The organism is Ruegeria sp. AL7, assembly GCF_056536105.1.
In genome coordinates this window covers 2,033,578-2,052,766 of sequence record NZ_JBQFJF010000001.1, presented here as the reverse complement: position 1 = coordinate 2,052,766, position 19,189 = coordinate 2,033,578, and the positions used below count along the sequence as shown (strand labels likewise).

The following is a 19,189-nucleotide window of genomic DNA, read 5'->3' as shown; positions in this document are numbered from 1 at the left end:
CTATGACAAAACAAACTGTAGTCCTAGAAAGCACCCTGATTTGCCCGAAGTGCGGCCACAGTGAAACCGAGCAAATGCCAACGGATGCTTGCCAGTGGTTCTATGAATGCAAGTCGTGCAAAACAGTTTTGAAGCCGTTGGAAGGCGACTGTTGTGTTTACTGTTCATATGCGACGGTCCCGTGTCCACCAATTCAGCTAGGCGATAGCTGTTGCGGATGAAGTGAAGGACGGCTTTGTTGAGCAAACTGTGAACTGCCGCCGCGAGCATCGCTGCAATTTGCATGAGTGACCGGTTTTTCCGCTGCTTGGCGGCACTAGATATTCGGCAATCGCAGCGTTTTGCTGCTGCAAGCGCATGCAGCAATAAAACCCAGGGTACAGGTTGGGCTCGTAGTCGACCTCCGCTACCTCCCGTGTCTACGACTGAAGGCAGCCCAAAGCGGGCACTCGAACGGTGCTACATCAGACGGTGCTGGAACCTAGTATCAGGTGTCCGCCATCAGCACCCATGGAACAGACTAGGTTGATTGCGTAGCGGAGGATTTCAGGCTCATCGTAACCATCAGAGAGTGGAGATGAGAATGAAATCCGGGAAACAGAAAGCGTCAGCAGAGAGAGTTGTCAAAGACATCCGCAGGAAGACACGGCGCCAGCATTCGGCAGAGGAGAAGATCCGTATTGTGTTGGATGGGCTTCGTGGTGAAGACAGCATAGCGGAGCTGTGTCGCCGTGAAGGAATAGCTACGAGCCTGTATTACAGCTGGTCGAAAGAGTTCCTTGAGGCCGGTAAGAAGCGGTTGGCTGGCGATACCGCACGCCAGGCTACCAGCTCTGAGGTGAAGGATTTGAGAGCGGAATCGTCGGCGCTGAAAGAGGTAGTCGCCGACCTGACCCTTGAGAACCGGCTGCTCAAAAAAAGCATGTTCGAGGATGGGGGAGACGACGAATGAGATATCTGTCACCCAACAGTCGCTGCTTGCAGCGATGAGAGGGCAACATCCGAAAAGCTTGAGATCATCCGGCTGGTTGACGGTTCGCACCTGCCGATCAAACGCACACTGGAAAAGCTCGGCATTCCCAGAACGACCTTCTACCGCTGGTACGACAGGTATCTGTCTTTCGGCGAGGCCGGGCTTGAGGATCGCCATTCCCGGCCAGGTAGGGTTTGGAACCGCATCCCCGACAAGGTGCGCAAGCAGATCGTGGAACTGGCTCTGGAAGAACCCGAGTTATCGCCCCGCGAGCTTGCGGTGCGGTTCACCGACACCAGGCGCTACTTCGTTTCTGAGGCCAGTGTTTACAGGCTTCTGAAGGCACAAGATCTGATCACTAGCCCAGCCTGCATCACCATCAAAGCGGCGGATGAATTCCATGAGAAGACTGTGCGGCCGAACCAGCTTTGGCAGACCGACTTCACCTATCTCAAAGTCATCGGTTGGGGCTGGTTCTACCTGTCTACGATCCTGGATGATTACAGCCGTTACGTTGTCTCTTGGCGCCTTTGCACCACGATGAAAGCTGACGATGTCACAGGAACGCTGGAAGACGCTTTGGCTGCATCAGGTTGTGACAGTGTCACCGTTGCCCACAAGCCCCGGCTGCTCAGCGACAACGGCAGCAGTTACATCTCTGGCGAGTTGGCGAAATGGCTGGATGAGCAGGGTATGGATCATGTTCGGGAGCGCCCAACCATCCGCAGACCCAGGGCAAGATTGAGCGATGGCATCAGACGATGAAGAACCGTGTCCTGCTGGAAAACTACTATCTGCCAGGAGCGCTCGAACAGGCCATCGGCGACTTCATCAATCACTACAACCACAACCGATACCACGAGAGCATCAGCAATCTGACACCCGCCGATGTCTATTTCGGTCGAGCCGAAACAATCCTCAGACGCAGAAAGGAAATCAAACACCAGACAATCCAGAAACGCCGCTTGCTGCATCATCAGAACGCGGCGTAGATTGAAACTGCGGCGAGCCTGATCCTCCTAAGCCAATCAAACGCTCGTGTTCCAAATCATTCGATGACGGACAGTATCAGGTTTCACATCAATGAGGCGCTCAAGACCTACGTCCCGCAACAGATGGCTAGGCAATTCATCCATGCAGCAATACTTCCGTTTCCGGCGCAGTAAGTGTCTGAAGAGTCGGTAAGCGTTCGTGATATGCAGCCGCCAACCCCTTGGCGGCGACAACATCAGTGCGGAGTTTGAAAAGTTCATCGCACCGCTCCTTCCAAAGACTGAACGCCTTGATTTGCTCCTTGTGACAGATACCCTGATGATTGAGCTTGGGACGACGCATTGGCACACGCTTCGATTTGGTTTGCAATACGACTTGCGCTTATGCCTGCTGCGTGGAAAAATCCCTGAAACAACAATCCGTACCCAGTGAACCAAAGACCGGGATTTTGAGGATCTTCCTGACCCATTGGATGTAGTGGATAACCCTTGTTGTCCAACGCACCCATGTGCCCGAAGAGTTCATCCAGATCTGCTCCATATCCAGTGGCGCAGATCACCACGTCGGGGTGGAGCTTTCGACCGCTGGCCAGTTCAACGGCGTGGGGCGAAAAGCCGACGGTTTCGCTGACGGCCGTAAACTGACCAGATTTCAGCGCAGAAACGAATCCATCATCCAGAGCGAAGGTAACTCCGTCTTTCAGCATCCGGGAACCACCGCCCATGACATGGCGGCGCAGGCCATAACGGCGCAAGTTTCCAAAGAAGGCACGCTGCATGATCGAAAAGATCGGATCGAGTGACCATTTGGGGAATAGCGTGAACAGGTTGGCCAGCCGCTGTAACGAAAAGCCGAAGACGCGCGATGGCAGGATCGATGGCCCATGCCTGACCGATACCCAGACCTGGGCCGGATTGCTGCGCGACAAATGATTCAACACATCTGTGCCTGAGTTGCCGGCCCCGATGACAAGGACTTTCTTCCCGTCGTATTCACTGGGGTCACCAAAGTCGGCGGCGTGAACGATTTGACCGCCAAACTCCTCCATGCCCGGCCAAACGGGCATATCAGGCACTTTCTCCCGCCCCGTTGCGACAATCAGGTGGGCGCTGAAATAGGTGCCCCTGTTGGTTTCGATCTGCCAGATGTCGTCTTCACGGCGGATTGACAGGACACGGGTCTCGAAATGGATATCGGAAGCAAACTGACGCGCATACTCGCTCAGGTAGTCGACAACAGCATCTCGGGGCAAAAAGGTGTCCGCTTTACGAGGTGCGTGATGTCCGGGGAGGCTGGCGAAATGGCGATGAATGTTCAGTCGCAACTTCGGATGCCGTGCGCGCCACGGGTCGGCCACCCTGTCGGACGCTTCCAGAATGGTGAACGGGATATTCCGGGCGCGCAGCTCAAAGGCCGCAGCCAGCCCGGAAAGACCGGCTCCGATAATGATGGCGGTTGTTGAATGAGGAACTTTCATTTGAGAACTCCAAAAACAGTGCGCTTAACGGCGCGCGAAAAAGTATGCGTTGAGTTGATCATGAGGCAGGTGATGGGTCTTGACCTGACCGAAGCCTGCATTGGCGAGATATTCCTGTGCTGTCTCAATGCCCCACATTGCACCGAGGCCTGGCCCGCCTTGTCCAATCGACACTGGGGTACAGTGCATCAGCGACAGGGAGTAAAGCAGGGGCGCAAACGGATTTTGGATATTGGTTTCCAGGTTCCGGGACCCGCCTATATCTTGCATCAGGAACAATCCGTCCTCGGCGAGCGAGCGGTAGACAAGGTCCAATAGTCCCTGCGGGTCTTTCTGGTCGTGGACCGCATCAAACGCTGTGATCAGATCGAAACTTCCCAGAGAATTGATTTTGGAAAGGTCCTGCGCACGAAACGTTAGGTTCTTCAGACCCATGCGTGCCGCTGAGACTTGCGTTTCAGTAAAGGCGTCCTCACATAGATCGATCCCGACAAAGCGGCTTGCGGGGAAGGCCTGTGCCAGTTCCATCATCGCGCGGCCCGCACCGCAACCTACATCCAGAACATCGATGCCGCGCTCAAGACGTTCGATCAGGCCAGGTTCCACAGGAAGGATGTGCTCGATCAGGGCTGATACCACCAGCTGGGCGCTGTCTTCTGCCATCACTTCGTGAAATCGGCAGTAGTCATGGTAATGGGTGCCCGCACCATCTCGAAACCGCGCGACCATATCTTCCTCGACCGAAGCCATGACACCAATGAACTGGCAGGTTACAGCCATGTTGTCGGGTTTTGCCGCATGGGTAAGCAACGGCGCGTGTTCAGGGGGAAGAGTGTAGGTTCCAGCTCCGGGGGCGTATTCGACCACGCCCGATGTCACCATCACGGCCAACCATTCGCGTACGTAGCGCTCGGCCAAGCCAGCCTTCTCGGCCAGAGTTGAGGAGGTGGCGTTAGGTAAATCGGCGAGCGCGTCAAATAGATGGGTACGGTGACCAATCGACGTCATCAGCGCGAGCGCGGCACTATTTAATGTGCCGACCATCTGCTCACCAAAGCGCTCTGCCTTGGCCTCATCAAAAGTGACTGCTGCTTGTTCGTTCATGTGGTTTCTCCGGTACTATTAGGGTTCATCTCGTCTGTTTCTGCGTCGGTATTGCCGCAAGCTTGCGAGTCGTGATATGCCTGCAAATGACCAAATCGGTGAATATCGGACATATCGATGCCAGCATTCAAAGCTCCCTGCCGTACAGTGGTTGTGACTTTGCCCTGCGTCGGAACCTCGACGGCTTACAGTATTCTCGATGCGCTCGCTTCGGTCGGCCGGGATTGGGAAATGCTGCATGGGGCCCGTCCCAAGGCGAAGGTTTTTGACGCCCAGATGTTGTCGGTAGATGGAGCACCCTATGTCGACATCAACGGACGACGTATCACGCCGGACGGATCACTGGCCGAATTTGGTCAGCCTGACTTGGTAATCGTTCCTGACCTGCATCTTGCGCCTGACGCACCGTTGCCAGATGAATTCGCGGTTGTGGTCCCGTGGCTTATCAAGGCGCATGCTGACGGCGCGATCATAACTTCTGTTTGTTCTGGTGCGCTCTTACTCGCGGCGGCAGGATTGCTGGATGGGCTTGATGCCACCAGCCATTGGAGTTTCTGTGATGTCATTGCCCGGAAATTCCCGGATGTCCGCGTGCGCCGTGAACGGATTCTGATACCTGCGGGTGACGGGCACCGGATCGTGACGGCAGGCGGAGCGTCTGCGTGGGGTGATCTGGTTCTGTATCTGGTCGGCCGAGTTGCTGGCCAGGATGAGGCCCGACGCCTCGCCAAGATTTATCTGCTCCAGCCTCACACTGAAGGACAGTTGCACTACGCTTCTTTGACTGCGGGAGCACAGCACGAGGATGCTCTGGTTGCAGATGCTCAGGTTTGGGCCGCGGATAACTATGCCCTGCCAACCCCGGTTACCGCCATGGCCGCCCGAAGCGGTTTGACGGAGCGTAGTCTGTTGCGGCGGTTTCGCAAAGCCACGGGGCAGACGCCAGTCGAGTACATTCAGACTCTCAGGGTAGAGGAAGCCAAGCAAATGCTTGAGACGACCGATTTGCCCATCGATGAAATAGCTGCTGAAGTTGGATATACCGAGCCATCAAGCTTCCGAAATGCCTTTCGAAGATATGTGGGTATGCCGGCTTCAGCATACCGCAAGAAACGCTTGCCATCCCATCAGTGATCAAGGGCAACCCAAACCGGACCTTCAAAATCGTGCTTTGCAAACTCCGAGTTGCGGATGGAGCCGACTTTTGCTCACGCCGCTTTTGCTGACGCAGAAACCCCTCGCAGGCGCGACACGCCATTTGTTGCATCGCAGAGGATTTCTCGTTTGCGGTCATTCATCGGCGCAAAATTCGGCCTAATCCAAATCTCTCTTTCGCCGCAGCTTTGGTCGACACACGAGGAGCGGACGAAACGGACCTTCATCCGGATCGCCCGCCACTGCCCGCCTACAACTGGAACAGACCCAAGGCACTAACCACATCGCGCTTTGTCGCCTCGGTGCGCTCTCGCGCCCGTTCCGTGCCCTCTTTGATCACGTCAATAACGTATCTCCGGTCCTCAGAGAGCTGTGCCCTGCGCTCGCGAATTGGTGCAACGAGGTCCTGAAGGATAGCTTCCAGACGCGCCTTGATCTTGCCATCGCCAAGCCCGCCGCGCTGATATTGTGCCTTGAGCTCGGCAAGCCCGTCCTGGTCCTGATCGAAGGCGTCGAGATAGGTAAAGACAACATTGCCCTCGATGCAGCCCGGGTCTTCGAGACGCAGGTGGTTCGGATCGGTGAACATCGCCCTGACAGCATTTCGGATCTCCTCGGACGACGCGGACAGCGCAATGGCGTTGCCACCGGATTTCGACATCTTGGTCTTGCCGTCGATACCGGGCAACCGGCCCGCCCTGGGGATGATCGCCCGCGCCTCGGGCAACACGGCGCGGCCTGAGGTTGCGTTGATGCGCCGCACGATCTCATTCGTTTGTTCGATCAGCGGGGCCTGATCCTCGCCGACCGGCACGACCGTCGCCTTGAAGGCTGTGATGTCCGCCGCCTGTGCCGCCGGATAACACAGAAATCCGGCGGGAATATCCCGTCCGAACCCGCGCACGCGAATTTCGTCCTTGATCGTCGGGTTCCGTTCCAGCCGCGCGACCGTGACGAAGTTCAGGTAGAGCATCGACAACTCGGCCAACGCCGGAAGATGCGATTGCAGGCAGATGGTGGTGCGACAGGGATCAATGCCCACGGCCAAATAGTCCAGCGCGACCTCCATCACGCTGCGCCGCACCTTCTCCGGGTCATGGGCGTTGTCGGTCAGGGCTTGGGTATCCGCCAGCAGCAGGAATTGTTCATGGCTGTCCTGATAGCGCAGTCGGTTTGCAAGCGAGCCTGCATAGTGCCCGATGTGAAGCGGCCCCGTCGTGCGGTCGCCTGTCAGAATGGTTGGTCTGTTCATTTGCGTCTTCCCATGAAACGAGAGAGGCAGCGCATCGGGAAGCTCGGAAAACAAAAGGCCGCCCATGCGGCGGCCTCGGAATACGTTTGGTCATCCGGCCACCTTGTTAGGAGGCCAGCCACCAAGTCGTTGCGATTATCGTAGTGTTTTCCATAGAACTCTGCCTATCGTCGGCTAGATCACGCGTCAATCAAATGGTAGACAGGGGCTCGATCCGAACCGCTGCTGCGGCGCGAACGCAGGTCCGGTTCGGATTGGCGAACGGCAAGTGCCGCCCGCCAACGTGGTTCAAATGTCGATTTGCTCGGCGATACTCAACGCATCTTCCAGCTCAACGCCAAGGTAGCGCACGGTGCTGTCCACTTTGGTGTGACCAAGTAGCAGCTGAACTGCGCGAAGATTGCCGGTCTTTCGGTAAATTTCGGCCGCCTTTGTCCTGCGAAGCGAATGGGTGCCGTACCCGCTCGGTTCTAAACCAATCGCCGTCACCCAGTCGCGGACGAGCCGACCGTACTGGCGCGTCGAGATGTGCGGGCGGTCATGGAACCGACTCGGGAACATGCACCGGCACGCAAACATCTCGGGCGACTTGACCCAAGCCAGGACAGTTTCGCGCGTGTTTCCCGTCAGTTCGAATTGAACGGGCCGCTTGGTTTTACTCTGGATCACAGAAACTCGCTCCCGCACGCGGTCATCCTTGACCAGATCAGCAACCGCCAGTTTCACCAGATCGCATCCTCGTAGTTTGCTGTCGATAGCCACGTTGAAAAGCGCAAGATCGCGCAGGTTGCCCGACAGTTCGAGCCGCGCGCGGATCGCCCAGACCTGTTTCGGCAACAGTGGTCGTTTCTGGCCGATGATCCGGCCCTTGTTCCAGGCTCTTCGTTTCGGGGTGACAGCAGGAAGTTGGACTCTTGGCATAGTGCGCCCTCCAATCCTCCCGCCAAACCCAGACATCAGCACCGTGCTGACGCCTCAATTTACTTGTGATTTGAATGGCCGTTGTCGGTTGCGCGTTCTTTGGGAAACGCTGCGGATGCATTGGGCCGTTCGGAGCCCAGAGCGGCAGATGCTGCACCAGCCAGGAATGGCAGCAGTGCGCAAAATGTTGACTCTACAACGCTGAACGAACGGCGCACACTGGACTTTGATCACACTCTCACTCACTGAGGTGCAGAATTCTCCAAACCGGTCGATTGCCGAATTCGCAGTTGGTAAAATAGTTTACGTTTTGACTGTCATCTCCGGTACTAGTCACTCGGTCAAAAGAGCCGAAAGCTCATCCGCCCCTTTTTGCAGTATTCCCAGAAACGACATCAGACTGTTGACGTCATGACGTTGTGTCGGCGCATGAACCGAAAGCGTGCCTACCAATCGGCCTTGCCCATCCTGAACGGGTACAGCTAAGGCAGTCATTCCGGTCATGAATTCCTCGTCATCGGTGGAATAACTATTCTCAGAGATACGTTGGATCTCCGCTCGCAGCGACTTGGGATCAGTCAGCGAGCGCTCCGTCTGTGGTTGTAGATTTCCCGCTGAAAGAAAACCGTCCAGCGTTTTTTGCCGCAGTGTGGACAGGTACATCTTGCCGCTGGCCGTACAATGGAAGGGTACCTGAGTACCAACCGGAAGCTGAATCCGCAGTGGCCACTTCGTTTCCACCCGGTCCAGATAGATCATCCCCTCGCGGTCTGGAATGGCGAGATTGCAGGTTTCACCAACCTGCTCGGCGACGCTGCGCAAGATCGCCAGACGCGCCGTACGCAGGTGCTCGGAAGACATCGTATTAACTGAAAGCAATCGCAGTCGGTGTCCAGGGCCGTATGAACGCCCATCCAGATCGCGCTGCAGGAAGCCCTCGGCTTCTGCGGTTTGCAACAGGCGGTGGATGGTTGGCTTGGCCAGGCCCAGTGACTCGATCAGGTCTGACGGTTTGACGGCGACCCCGCGTCGCGCCACCTCCTCAAGGATGAGAAGAAGGCGCAAGTTGGTCGGTATCTGAGTTTCTTTGTCTTTTGTTTCCGTCGCGGCCATTCCGTAACAGTCTAGTTATTTGGCAGCAGGATCAAGGCCAGATCGGGTACTAGCGACACCAAAACCCACACTGACAGCAATGCGACCAGATAGGGCACAGTGTACCGCAGCAGCCGGAAATAGGGCACGCCGGTCACGCCTGAAGCCACATAAAGGTTTAAGCCATATGGCGGAGTGATGAACCCGATAGATGCCCCAACAAGGAAGATCACCGAGAAATGGATCGGATCAATTCCGACTGACGCCGCTATCGGGGCAAGGATCGGGGCCAGGATGATCGTCACAGGCAGGCTTTCCAGCACCATGCCCGAGAAGAAGACGATCACCATCGAGGTGAACAGCACCGCATGGTACCCACCCATTGAGGTCACGAAATCCCCAATGGTCTGCTGTGCGCCAAGCAATGACAGGATCTGCTGCATCACCACCGAAATCGCGATCAGCGGTGCAAGAATTCCGGTGATCTGGGCCGAACGGATAACGATCGATGGGATCTCAGGGATCGTAAACCCTTCGACTACGAACATCTCGGCATAGCTCTTCTCGGTTGGCGATATATCATTCCGCGCGCCCATGATCCGGTTGATCGGATAGCTGACCAATCCTGCGATCACGCAGAAGCCAACTGTCACGCCCGCTGCTTCGGTCGGAGAGAATTTGCCCGTGTAGATGCCCCAAAGCACCAGTCCGATGGCGAAGAACCCAAGCCATGCGCCAAAGGCGGTTTTCAACACTCGGTTCAGCTGTAGCGGGATCAGATGCCCCCAACCATTAAGGCGGCAAATGATCCAGCACGCGAACTGCATGCCAAAGACCATCAGTGCGCCAGGAAGGATGCCCGCAACGAACAGTTCGGAAATCGGCAGGTTCATAAGAAACCCGTAGACGATAAAGATGATCGACGGAGGAATGATGATGCCCACCGTGCCGCCCGCCGCCGCTGTGGCCGCGCTGAATCGTTCGTCATAGCCGCCTTTCACCATCTCAGGATGTAACATCGAACCAATTGTGGCTGTCGTCGCCGAGTTGGATCCCGAGATTGCTGCGAATAACCCGCAGGCGCCAAGCGAGGCCATCGCCAACCCGCCGCGTATCCAGCCCAGACAGGCATAGGCAAAATCGCTTAGACGCCGCGCAATGCCCGATTTGTTGATAAGGTCTCCGGTCAGGATGAACAGGGGCATTGCCAGTAGGGCAAAACCCTTGTTGAACACGTTCAGCAACTCGGCGCCCATGTTGTCCAGCGTCAGACCAAGGACAAATGAACAGCCTATGACCCAATAGCCGATCACCAACAGGACCGGCACGCCCAACATGAACAGAAAAGTGACCCCAAGCGAGATCAGTGTGACCATGGTTCCATCTGTCATCAGTCTGCTCCGATCACTGCCTGCTTGATCAGCGGCTCACCTGTTTTCCAGTTGTGCAGATCGTCGGCGAGGTTTTGAAACACCCGCCCGACCATCAGAAAGAACGACAGTGGTGCGGCCAGAAGGAACCACCACTGCATGATGTTGTCGGTCCCCAGAACGATCTGAAAGTTCGATGCCGATAGGGCGACCAGCCTGGACGTGGTCACGATGACGATCACTGCGAATATGAACCACAGCACGGCGTCAAGGATCAGGCAGGCCAATTGCCCGCCGCGCGGCATGGCAGAGCGGAATTCGCTAAAGCTCAGATGTGTGCGTAGACGGACGTTGTACGAGGCCCCGAACCACGCCATCACCATGAACAGCAGCGGTGGAATAGTAGTCGACCAGGGCTCTTGATCGTTGAATACGAACCGGTCGATCACGCCCCAAAAGATGATCAAGGCAATGGCAAGGTAGGAGTACACCATCACCGATCGTTCCAGATGCCGTTCGATGAAGGGCACGGCCCGATAGATCAGCATGATGACGAACCCGCCCAGGGCCGAGACAATCGCGCCTAACACCCAGGTTGCGTTGGATTCCAGTGCGGATTGAATCTCGAACGAATCCTGGCTGAGAAAGGCGCTGAAAATTGCGCCTATGTCTGCCCAAAACGACATGTACCCCGTCCTCCCAGTCGGTAATTGGATGAACCGGCCCGCCTGGGGCCGGTTCGTGTAAGTTTATCAGGCTTCGCCCTTCCACCAACGGCGCGGCTCGACATTTTCCGGTAGTGTATCGGCTGGAATCTCACGCGCGATGTCATAGATTTCCTGATAGGTATCGATGCCACCTGCCCATTTGTTCAGGCGTTCACGCCATTGCGCCCAGGGCTCGGGGTTGTAGTTTGGGGCGCACATTTCCTCGGCCAGTTTGATCTGATCATCCGCCAGAAATGCCGGGCGCACGCCGTTTTCGGCAAAGATCGTGTCAGGCAGTTGCGGGTCCGAGAAGCCCACGGTGTTCAACAGCGCCGCCTCATTCGCGCCCTGAATCAGCGCCTGCGTAAAGTACGAAGATTCCATCACAGCATCCTGTAACTCGCCGCTCAGCCCATCAAACACCTTTGCTGACATTGAGGTATGTTCGGTTCCGCAGAAGAATTTCAGGTTCACTGACTGCGAGACCACCGGCGCCATGTTGGCATAGGCAACGGCCGAGGCCCATGTTTCGGCCCCGTCGATCAGACCAGTCTTGAGCGCGTCCAGAGTCTCTTCCCATGCCACCGGCACCGGGTTCAGGTTCAATAACTGCATCGCAATCCGGCCCAACTGCGTGCCGGTCACGCGGTTTTTGGTGCCAAACAGTTCTTCCAGTTTGGTGACGGTCGGTTTGTCTGAAAAGGTCGATCCCATTTGCAGACCGCGCAATTCGCAATGAGTGAACAGGAACTTCAGCCCATGCCGTTTCTCCAGCGGATCACGCAGGATGCGCTGGCTCGCCGGGCTGTAGAAGAAATGATACTGTGCCGCGCGACTGGGGAACATATACGCGTAATCCAGCACGTTCAGATAGGGCGCACCGCCGGCAGAGTTCTGGGTCGATGCCGCATAGATGTCGACGATACCCTGCTGTGTCTTCTCAACACAGCTCAACTGTCCGCAGATCTGATTGTCACCGATGAATTCAATCCGAATCTCGCCATCCGTTCGCTCTTCCAGATCCCGTGCGAACTCGATTGCGCCTGCGCGTTCAATCAGCAGGTTGCGGGTGTTGAAGCCCGACGCGCCGAATTTCAGCGTGTGCTTCGGTTCTTTCGAAAAGCGTTTCTCGTAAGTTGATTCGGCAGCCTGTGCCAGATTCGCCAGGCTCATTGCGCCACCGAACCCGCCTGCTGCCAATAAGGTCGAGCTCATGCCGTAACGGCCCGCAACTCGGAAGAAATTCCGACGCGAAATACCACTTAGTTTCCGACCAATCTCCATTGCTTACCTCCCTGATCACAATTATTGAGACGTTTTGTATCAAAAAAGGCTAGTATAATTCGATCAACTTGCATAGAGTTTTTTTCAGCAACTTTCGGAGGAGGCAGTCATGGAGGTGGATTATGCGGTTGTTGGCGCGGGGTCTTCGGGCTGTGTCATTGCCAATCGGCTAAGCGCTGATCCCAATACGACGGTTGCGCTGCTTGAGGCTGGTGGCCGCGATACGAACCCGTGGATTCACATCCCTGTTGGCTATTTCAAAACAATGCACAATCCATCGGTCGACTGGTGTTATCGGACCGAACCCGATCCCGGCCTGAACGGTCGATCCATCGATTGGCCACGCGGTAAGGTGCTGGGTGGGTCATCCTCTTTGAATGGGTTGCTATATGTGCGCGGCCAGAAAGAGGATTACGACCGTTGGCGTCAGATGGGCAACGAAGGTTGGGGCTGGGAGGACGTGTTGCCACTGTTCAAACGCTGCGAGGATCAAGAGCGCGGCGAGGATGAATTCCACGGTGTCGGTGGACCTTTGTCTGTGTCCAACATGCGCATCCAACGTCCCATCTGCGACGCATGGGTCGCTGCAGCGCAGGCCGCAGGTTATCCGTTCAATCCAGACTACAACGGGGCCGAACAAGAGGGCGTCGGGTACTTTCAGTTGACCACCCGCAATGGTCGACGCTGCAGCGCAGCCGTGGCGTATCTAAAACCTATCCGGGGTCGTCAGAACCTCAACATCATTACCAATGCCTTGGTAGCGCGGGTGGTTTTAGAAGGGAAAAAGGCAACCGGACTGGTTTATCGGGATCGTTCGGGTGCTGAACAAACTCTAAAAGTCCGGCGCGAGATCATTCTGTCCGGTGGGGCGATCAATTCCCCCCAAATTCTGATGTTGTCGGGAATCGGAGACCCAGATCATCTAAAGGAAAACGGTATCGAACCGCTGCACGCCCTGCCGGGTGTCGGCAAGGGTTTGCAGGATCACTTACAGGCGCGGCTTGTGTTTAAATGTAACGAGCCGACTTTGAATGACGAAGTCCGCAGCCTGTTCAATCAGGCGCGAATTGCCCTGAAATACGCGCTGTTCCGCGCAGGCCCGATGACCATGGCCGCCAGCCTTGCCACCGGTTTCATGAAAACCCGCCCCGAGGTTGAAACCCCCGACATTCAGTTTCACGTCCAACCCTGGTCCGCTGACAGTCCTGGCGAGGGAGTGCATCCGTTTTCAGCGTTCACGATGTCGGTGTGCCAACTGCGCCCGGAAAGCCGCGGAGAATTGCGGTTGAACGGTCCCGATCCGTCTAAACACGTCAAAATCGTCCCTAACTACCTGTCCACGGAAACGGATTGCAAAACGATCGTCGATGGCGTGAATATCGCACGTGGGATTGCCAAACTGGCCCCTCTGGCTTCAAAAATTTCCGAGGAATTTCGACCGACGGCAGAGCTGAGTTGCGACGATTACGAAGGCACGCTAGATTGGGCCAGATCCAACACCGCATCAATCTATCACCCAACCGGAACTTGCGCGATGGGAAGCAATGGCATGTCCGTTGTCGACGCAAAACTAAATGTGCATGGAATAAAGAACCTAAGGGTAGCTGATTGCTCCATTATGCCGGATATCGTCAGTGGCAACACTAATGCGCCAGCAATTATGATAGGCGAAAAGGCAAGCGACTTGATAAGTGCAGATGCCTGACAGTCCCTCCGTCTTGTCCGCATGCCATGCAAAATGCCCAAAACACTCGCAACCGATGGATCAGTGCGCCATTCGCGCAAGCTCAAGCTGTTTGGTCGGTGGAGTCTGGTCGCAACTTGCGCTTTGCCTAACTCATGACTCATGAGTCATGACTGACAGTGATCTGGGAGCGACCATTGGTCAATGATCTGTGGAGCATCTAGCGCAGGGACTTAACACCACACCAACCTCGCGAAGCATGCATAAGCGGACGCAGACACTTTCCTAAAGTTCAACTCTTAACGTCCGCTTTCCTATTTTTAGGCGTACAAGTACTGCACTTGCTGAGATAGACATACACAGCCCTGGGTCGCGAACTTGAATGTTCCCTAATTGTCTGGGTGCCGACACTGCGTCGGTGAACGCTATTGGCTGCTAAGTCCGCGACTTGTAAATTCCCACCTCAATAAATGCTGCGCGATGCGCGAATGGCCGAGATCGCCGCCGCGTGGCGGCGCGGACTTTTTCGCCTGCGCAGAAAATTCGCTACACTATGCACACGCAGCGTAAATTTGAGAGGGCCGCTCAGGGCTCTATTGAGACCTTAGCCGCAGCGTTGATGAAGGACCGCTATTCAGATTGGGTCAGAAATGCTTGACGTTTGGGTCAGAATTGAATGACGCGATTTGCAGAATTGTTGAGGTTTTGGCTGTCGATTGAGTCAAATATCAGTGACGTTCCACATTTCCCTAAAAGGCGACATTAGTTCTGCACCAGCGACAGGACCTTGCCATTTTCGCCTCACTTCCTTCAGCCAGCACTTAGACCGATTTCATTGATCCTGACTTCCTATTGGGAAAATCAGGACTGATTTGCAGATAAGGCGCCGAAAGCGCCTGTTCCTGCTGATCTGCCACATGGCGACGCGGATGGGGGCGAGGCAATGCTATTCGACAATAGTGGTGCGGCCCGCAGGCACAGCCGAGGACACGGTTTTGTCTAATAGGTTGCCCGAGGGGGAAGGCAGCGTCTTACCCCTGATGGGCAGGGGCGTTTGGCTTGCCCAAATCCCACTGGCCCACAAGGGGACAGTAACGCGCGTCATGACGGTACAAGGATTGCACAGATGCTTGCCTTTGGAGCGGATGGCATGATCGAAAACAGCAGGTCAAAGGTGTCAAGGAATTTGATTTGTCCCTGTCTGGACAGCAACATGATGCGACGGCGGCTAAAGCCGATGGATTGATTTTCGAGGAAAACTGCGCGGCGTGTCGCGGCGGTGACGGCCGCGGGGGTATGAAATCGGCGCGCCAGATTTGGGTGATGAAAGTTGGATCTTTGGGGGCGACCGGGATGACATCTATCACAGCATCTATTTTGGCCAGCTACATCGGGTTCAAGACATGGCACCTGTCCATGGTATTCGAGGTCTGGGAAAAACCACGCGGGCGTTTGCTGAACGCATGTCCTCGCATCCGAATTTGGAGATGGGTCTGCTGAACCGTCCGGGCCTGTGTGCTTGGGATGGCGGAGTTCCCATTTTTGAAGACGGTGTATTGATCGGTGCTATGGGTGTGTCCGGCGCAGCCGGTCCTGATGATATTCAGTGCGTTCTGGCTGGTTTGGTGGCTATTGGTCTGGGCGATTGAATCGAGTTTTACCGCCACGGCATGCGGAGCTGTTTGCAGCGCAATGGGCCGCGGTTGTGCGTCAATCAAAAGGCGTTTGCCCTGGGCGACATTATTCAAGAAGTGGATATTTGTGCACTGCGCAACACCATCACTCGCGGCCCCCAACAGACACTCAGCGCTCTGGTCTGACGCTGCGACCGCAGCCAGTCTCGCAGACCTTGGCTGTGCGCTCAGTACTTCGTTGAACACCGCGCAGCTTGTGCGGAAGATGGTCAATTTGGTTTGGCGTTGATGTCTTGCCTGGCGCGCAGTCTTTAGCTCGACCACGTTTGGCGGTCGGAAGCGGCGCACTTCATTCGGTGACTCCGAACTTGTCTAGGAGCGCCTCGGCGACATCGCGGATTGCAGCGCGCGCCGCTTTTGGGTCGGTTTTGGCAATATCATACAAAGCTATCATGGCCTCCGAACCTGATGCTGCTGTCAGCCCGTTCACCAAACGGGTCTTCTCAGTGGGTGAAAGATTTGCCGAGCAAAGGGCGTTTCTGAACATTTCGACACGCCGCGCGCCGCGCCTGTCGCCGGGACCATGCACGAGCCAGGCATCCAAGCTACGCGCAAGGAACTGACGGAAGGCCGCTTCATTTTCGACTGAGAGGTCGAAAATATACAGAGCGACCGCAATCGTTTTTTTCCGTGCGCCCTCATGTCCTGCGACCACCTCTTCGTAAGGACGCACAGCCACGGCAAGTCCTGCTTCGTTGGCCAAAATCTGCGGGTCCGAAAAATACCGGTACGCAGTCGCGCGCGAAATTCCTTTCTCTGCCGCTGCGGCCGCAACAGTTACGGTTTCGCCACGCAACATCAGACTTCGCGCGCCCTCAAGAATCGCTTCGCGGGTTCTGGATCGTTTGCTGAGACTTGGCGCCATCAAGCACTCCAAAATAAGACACTTGCCTCATAATGAGACATATGTATCATAATTGCGTAAATGCGAACTAGAATCAACAAGGAGAAGCCAATGAACGTCCAACGTCACCGCACCTACGATGTCTTGGGAAATGTCGTTAAATTTCTGGCGTATCCTGACGAAACCGACGGCAAGTACTGCGTCATAGAGTGCATTGTTCCAAAGGGCGCAGGTGCCCCACCAAATATGCACGCCGGCGAAATGGAAGCATTCTACGTACTGGATGGTGAAGTTGCTTTTCACGTCGATGGAGAAGACATCGTTGCGAAGAAAGGCATGTTTCTAACAGTCCCTGATGGAGCGATACACGCCTTTTCCGGTGTCTCAGAGGAAGCGAAACTACTGATAGTGAACGCCCCCGGCGTGATGCACGAGCGGTTCTTTACGTCCGTCGGATCCGAATTGCCCGAGGGCGCAACGCGGCCTTTGCCGCCGAGCGGTCCTCCAGATATCCCGGCCCTGGTTGCAAAAGCATCTTCGTTGGGCATGACGATACTCGCGCCGGAGGTTGCAGATCACCGCGCCTAAAGAGCGATGAATCGACGGCTATCAGCGGCTGCTTATGGTCAATGCTTCGTTTTTTTGAATGTCACAATGGCATCGCGTGTGCGCCCGCAAGAGAGGACCACTACCATGTTTCGCATCGCAGAAATCGCCATTCGTGTTGAATACTTGGACCGGGCAATTGCGTTCTATCAAAATTTTCTGGGCTTCAAATTCCATCACCGCGAAGCCGGTGTGGTTTTTCTGGAAGTCGGCGCACTGAATTCGCCGCTGGGCAAAGTCGGGCACCCGCAACTTCTCGCTCTATTCGAGAGAGGACACTCCATCGATGCTTCGCTTTCAACGCTCGACCACATCGCCTTTGAGGTTCCCGACGCCCAATACGATCTGGAGCGGTCCCGTTTCGAAGGCCTGAAAATGATCATTCGCGAACGCTCATGGCCCGACAGTCTGCCCTGGAATGGTCGGTCGTTCTTTGCTCAGGATCCGGACGGTAATGTAATAGAAGTCATTGCTGCCAATACCGATTAACCCAAGGCCGAACTCCTTGCGGCCCTAACCGGACATTTACCTAGAGGGGCAAAGTCTTTGACCGTTCCTTGAAGCAGACGTTCTTATTGAGCGTCACTCATCAGATCACGAAGTACTTGCGATAGTGTTTTTCCGGCCATCTGGCTTACGTTAAAACGTAGAAACGAGTTCTTTGATTGAGTTGGGCTAAAGACATTTCCGGGTGCCAAAACAACATTTTTCTTAAGAGCTTTTCGCGCCATCGCAGCAGCATCCTGCCCGTTGGGCAGTTCGCACCATAGATAAAATCCACCTCTGGGCTTCACGAAAGGCCTTATGTCCAGCGTATTTAATTCTTCGATTGAACGCGCGCGGACGCGATCCAATTTGTCCCTAAGCGCCTCCATGTGTTTGCGATAGCTGCCATCAGTGAGCGCTGAATGTAGCAATTCTGTCACCATTGGGCTGGGGCCTCCGAAGCTGATCGCAACCTGAAGCTCAGTCAGAGACGCAATCCAGTCAGGGCGCGCTGCTATGTATCCACATCGCAACGATGCAGAAAGGGTTTTGGAGAAGCTCCCAATCGTGAGAACCCTATTCAGCCCATCCAGTGAAGCCAGCCTTGGCGAAAGATCAGGTTCGAACTCAGAGAAAATAGCATCTTCCACGATCTGCAAATCATAGGTTTCGGCCAAAGACAGCACACGGTGTGCAGTCGCTGCAGTGAGTGTCGCGCCCGTTGGGTTGTGCAATGCCGAGTTGGTCAGGTAGAGCCGTGGGCGCTCTCTCAAAAGCACGTTTTCAAATGCGGCAAGGTCGGGGCCGATAGGCGTGTAGGGCACACTGACAATGGAAATCTGGTGCGCTCTTAGAAGGGCCTGAAAGTTGAAATAACAAGGATCATCTACCAAAACGGTATCACCGGGCTTGAGAAGCAATCTACAAATCAAGTCCAGCGCCAGCGATCCGGAATTGGTGAGCAAAACAGTATCGGGATCTACCTCTATGTTCTGGTCGCACAGCATTCGTGCCACATGCTGGCGCAGACCAGAATGGCCCTGTGCACAGCTGTAATCTGTAAGCATATTGTCGTTGCCACGTGCCACTCGGCGCATCGCTCGCCGGAGCGACTCGACAGGCATCCAATCGGCAGGCATCCAGCCACATCCAGGCTTTGCCATGCCCTCGCTGGCGTCAATCGATTGTCGCGCAACCCAGAGCGGATCAATCTCGCGCTCAAGCAGCGGCCCGGTCTGTGAAACCTCGAACGGCTGTACGCGGTCTGACACATAGAAACCTGAGCCGCGTCGAGCAAAAATAGCTCCTTTTGCAGCCAAGACATCATAGGCCTCAACCACTGTCGAAGGTGACACGCCCAAGCGCGTTGCGAGGCCCCGGACCGAGGGAAGTTTTTCACCCGCACCCAGTGCCCGCGATCGGATGAGACGCGTTATGTGTTCCATCACAAGAGCTCTACGGGTTGCAACGGCCATATAAGATTGCCTTTGTATGGGACTGATGAACAGTACAGTTTACGTGAATTGTATCGCTTTGTATCTGCATTT

General features: G+C 55.5%; 16 protein-coding genes and 1 pseudogene. 7 read left to right on the top strand and 10 right to left on the bottom strand.

The features are described from left to right. The first annotated feature begins 2 nt into the window (after positions 1-2). Both ACR3E2_RS10305 and ACR3E2_RS10300 read left to right on the top strand, forming a co-directional pair. Positions 3-221 (top strand): GDCCVxC domain-containing (seleno)protein, encoded by a 219-nt coding sequence (locus ACR3E2_RS10305; protein ID WP_237217120.1) that lies wholly within the window; start codon positions 3-5, stop codon positions 219-221. 356 nt (positions 222-577) lie between these two features. Then, positions 578-1,965, top strand: a pseudogene (locus ACR3E2_RS10300) (IS3 family transposase). Between the two features lie 257 nt (positions 1,966-2,222). Here the strand turns inward: ACR3E2_RS10300 and ACR3E2_RS10295 are convergent. Together ACR3E2_RS10295 and ACR3E2_RS10290 are read right to left on the bottom strand one after the other, a co-directional pair. Then, a complete protein-coding gene (locus ACR3E2_RS10295; protein WP_480483854.1) occupies positions 2,223-3,443 on the bottom strand; it encodes a flavin-containing monooxygenase in 1,221 nt (406 codons plus the stop codon). A 24-nt stretch (positions 3,444-3,467) separates the two neighbouring features. Then, a complete protein-coding gene (locus tag ACR3E2_RS10290) occupies positions 3,468-4,547 on the bottom strand; it encodes a class I SAM-dependent methyltransferase (RefSeq protein WP_480483853.1) in 1,080 nt (359 codons plus the stop codon). Positions 4,548-4,664: 117 nt separating this feature from the next. Here ACR3E2_RS10290 and ACR3E2_RS10285 point away from each other — a divergent pair, with 117 nt between their 5' ends. Then, positions 4,665-5,681, top strand: coding sequence for a GlxA family transcriptional regulator (locus tag ACR3E2_RS10285; RefSeq protein WP_480474842.1), 1,017 nt, complete (start codon positions 4,665-4,667; stop codon positions 5,679-5,681). Positions 5,682-5,952: 271 nt separating this feature from the next. Here ACR3E2_RS10285 and trpS read toward each other — a convergent pair whose 3' ends face one another. From trpS to ACR3E2_RS10255, 6 genes are all read right to left on the bottom strand, one after another. Continuing rightward, on the bottom strand, positions 5,953-6,954 hold the full coding sequence (gene trpS / locus ACR3E2_RS10280; RefSeq protein ID WP_480483852.1) for a tryptophan--tRNA ligase: 1,002 nt from the start codon (positions 6,952-6,954) through the stop codon (positions 5,953-5,955). A gap of 288 nt (positions 6,955-7,242) precedes the next feature. After that, positions 7,243-7,875, bottom strand: a complete 633-nt coding sequence (locus tag ACR3E2_RS10275) for a tyrosine-type recombinase/integrase (RefSeq protein ID WP_480483851.1) — start codon at positions 7,873-7,875, stop codon at positions 7,243-7,245. A gap of 333 nt (positions 7,876-8,208) precedes the next feature. Continuing rightward, positions 8,209-8,988: an IclR family transcriptional regulator gene (locus ACR3E2_RS10270; protein WP_480483850.1), complete on the bottom strand. Its 780-nt coding sequence runs from the start codon at positions 8,986-8,988 to the stop codon at positions 8,209-8,211. Positions 8,989-8,999: 11 nt separating this feature from the next. Beyond that, a complete protein-coding gene (locus tag ACR3E2_RS10265; protein WP_480483849.1) occupies positions 9,000-10,358 on the bottom strand; it encodes a TRAP transporter large permease in 1,359 nt (452 codons plus the stop codon). Beyond that, entirely contained in the window at positions 10,358-11,023 is a 666-nt protein-coding gene (locus ACR3E2_RS10260; RefSeq protein ID WP_480483848.1) for a TRAP transporter small permease, read from the bottom strand. The genes ACR3E2_RS10265 and ACR3E2_RS10260 overlap by 1 nt, the downstream gene beginning before the upstream one ends. A 66-nt stretch (positions 11,024-11,089) precedes the next feature. Further along, the gene (locus ACR3E2_RS10255; protein WP_480483847.1) at positions 11,090-12,328 is read right to left on the bottom strand and encodes a TRAP transporter substrate-binding protein; all 1,239 of its coding nucleotides are present in this window, start codon (positions 12,326-12,328) and stop codon (positions 11,090-11,092) included. Positions 12,329-12,437: 109 nt separating this feature from the next. On the opposite strand from ACR3E2_RS10255, the gene ACR3E2_RS10250 reads away from it, so the two are divergent. Both ACR3E2_RS10250 and ACR3E2_RS10245 read left to right on the top strand, forming a co-directional pair. Then, positions 12,438-14,033, top strand: a complete 1,596-nt coding sequence (locus ACR3E2_RS10250) for a GMC family oxidoreductase (protein ID WP_480483846.1) — start codon at positions 12,438-12,440, stop codon at positions 14,031-14,033. Between the two features lie 1,295 nt (positions 14,034-15,328). Then, the gene (locus ACR3E2_RS10245; RefSeq protein WP_480483845.1) at positions 15,329-15,661 is read left to right on the top strand and encodes a GlcG/HbpS family heme-binding protein; all 333 of its coding nucleotides are present in this window, start codon (positions 15,329-15,331) and stop codon (positions 15,659-15,661) included. Between the two features lie 334 nt (positions 15,662-15,995). Here ACR3E2_RS10245 and ACR3E2_RS10240 read toward each other — a convergent pair whose 3' ends face one another. Then, on the bottom strand, positions 15,996-16,571 hold the full coding sequence (locus ACR3E2_RS10240) for a hypothetical protein (protein WP_480483844.1): 576 nt from the start codon (positions 16,569-16,571) through the stop codon (positions 15,996-15,998). A 90-nt stretch (positions 16,572-16,661) separates the two neighbouring features. Here ACR3E2_RS10240 and ACR3E2_RS10235 point away from each other — a divergent pair, with 90 nt between their 5' ends. After that, entirely contained in the window at positions 16,662-17,138 is a 477-nt protein-coding gene (locus ACR3E2_RS10235) for a cupin domain-containing protein (RefSeq protein ID WP_480483843.1), read from the top strand. Between the two features lie 105 nt (positions 17,139-17,243). Next, entirely contained in the window at positions 17,244-17,645 is a 402-nt protein-coding gene (locus ACR3E2_RS10230; protein WP_480492723.1) for a VOC family protein, read from the top strand. An 83-nt stretch (positions 17,646-17,728) separates the two neighbouring features. Here ACR3E2_RS10230 and ACR3E2_RS10225 read toward each other — a convergent pair whose 3' ends face one another. Further along, positions 17,729-19,087 carry an aminotransferase-like domain-containing protein gene (locus ACR3E2_RS10225; RefSeq protein WP_480492812.1) on the bottom strand — a complete coding sequence of 453 codons (1,359 nt, stop codon included), beginning with the start codon at positions 19,085-19,087 and terminating at the stop codon, positions 17,729-17,731. Positions 19,088-19,189: the final 102 nt, after the last annotated feature.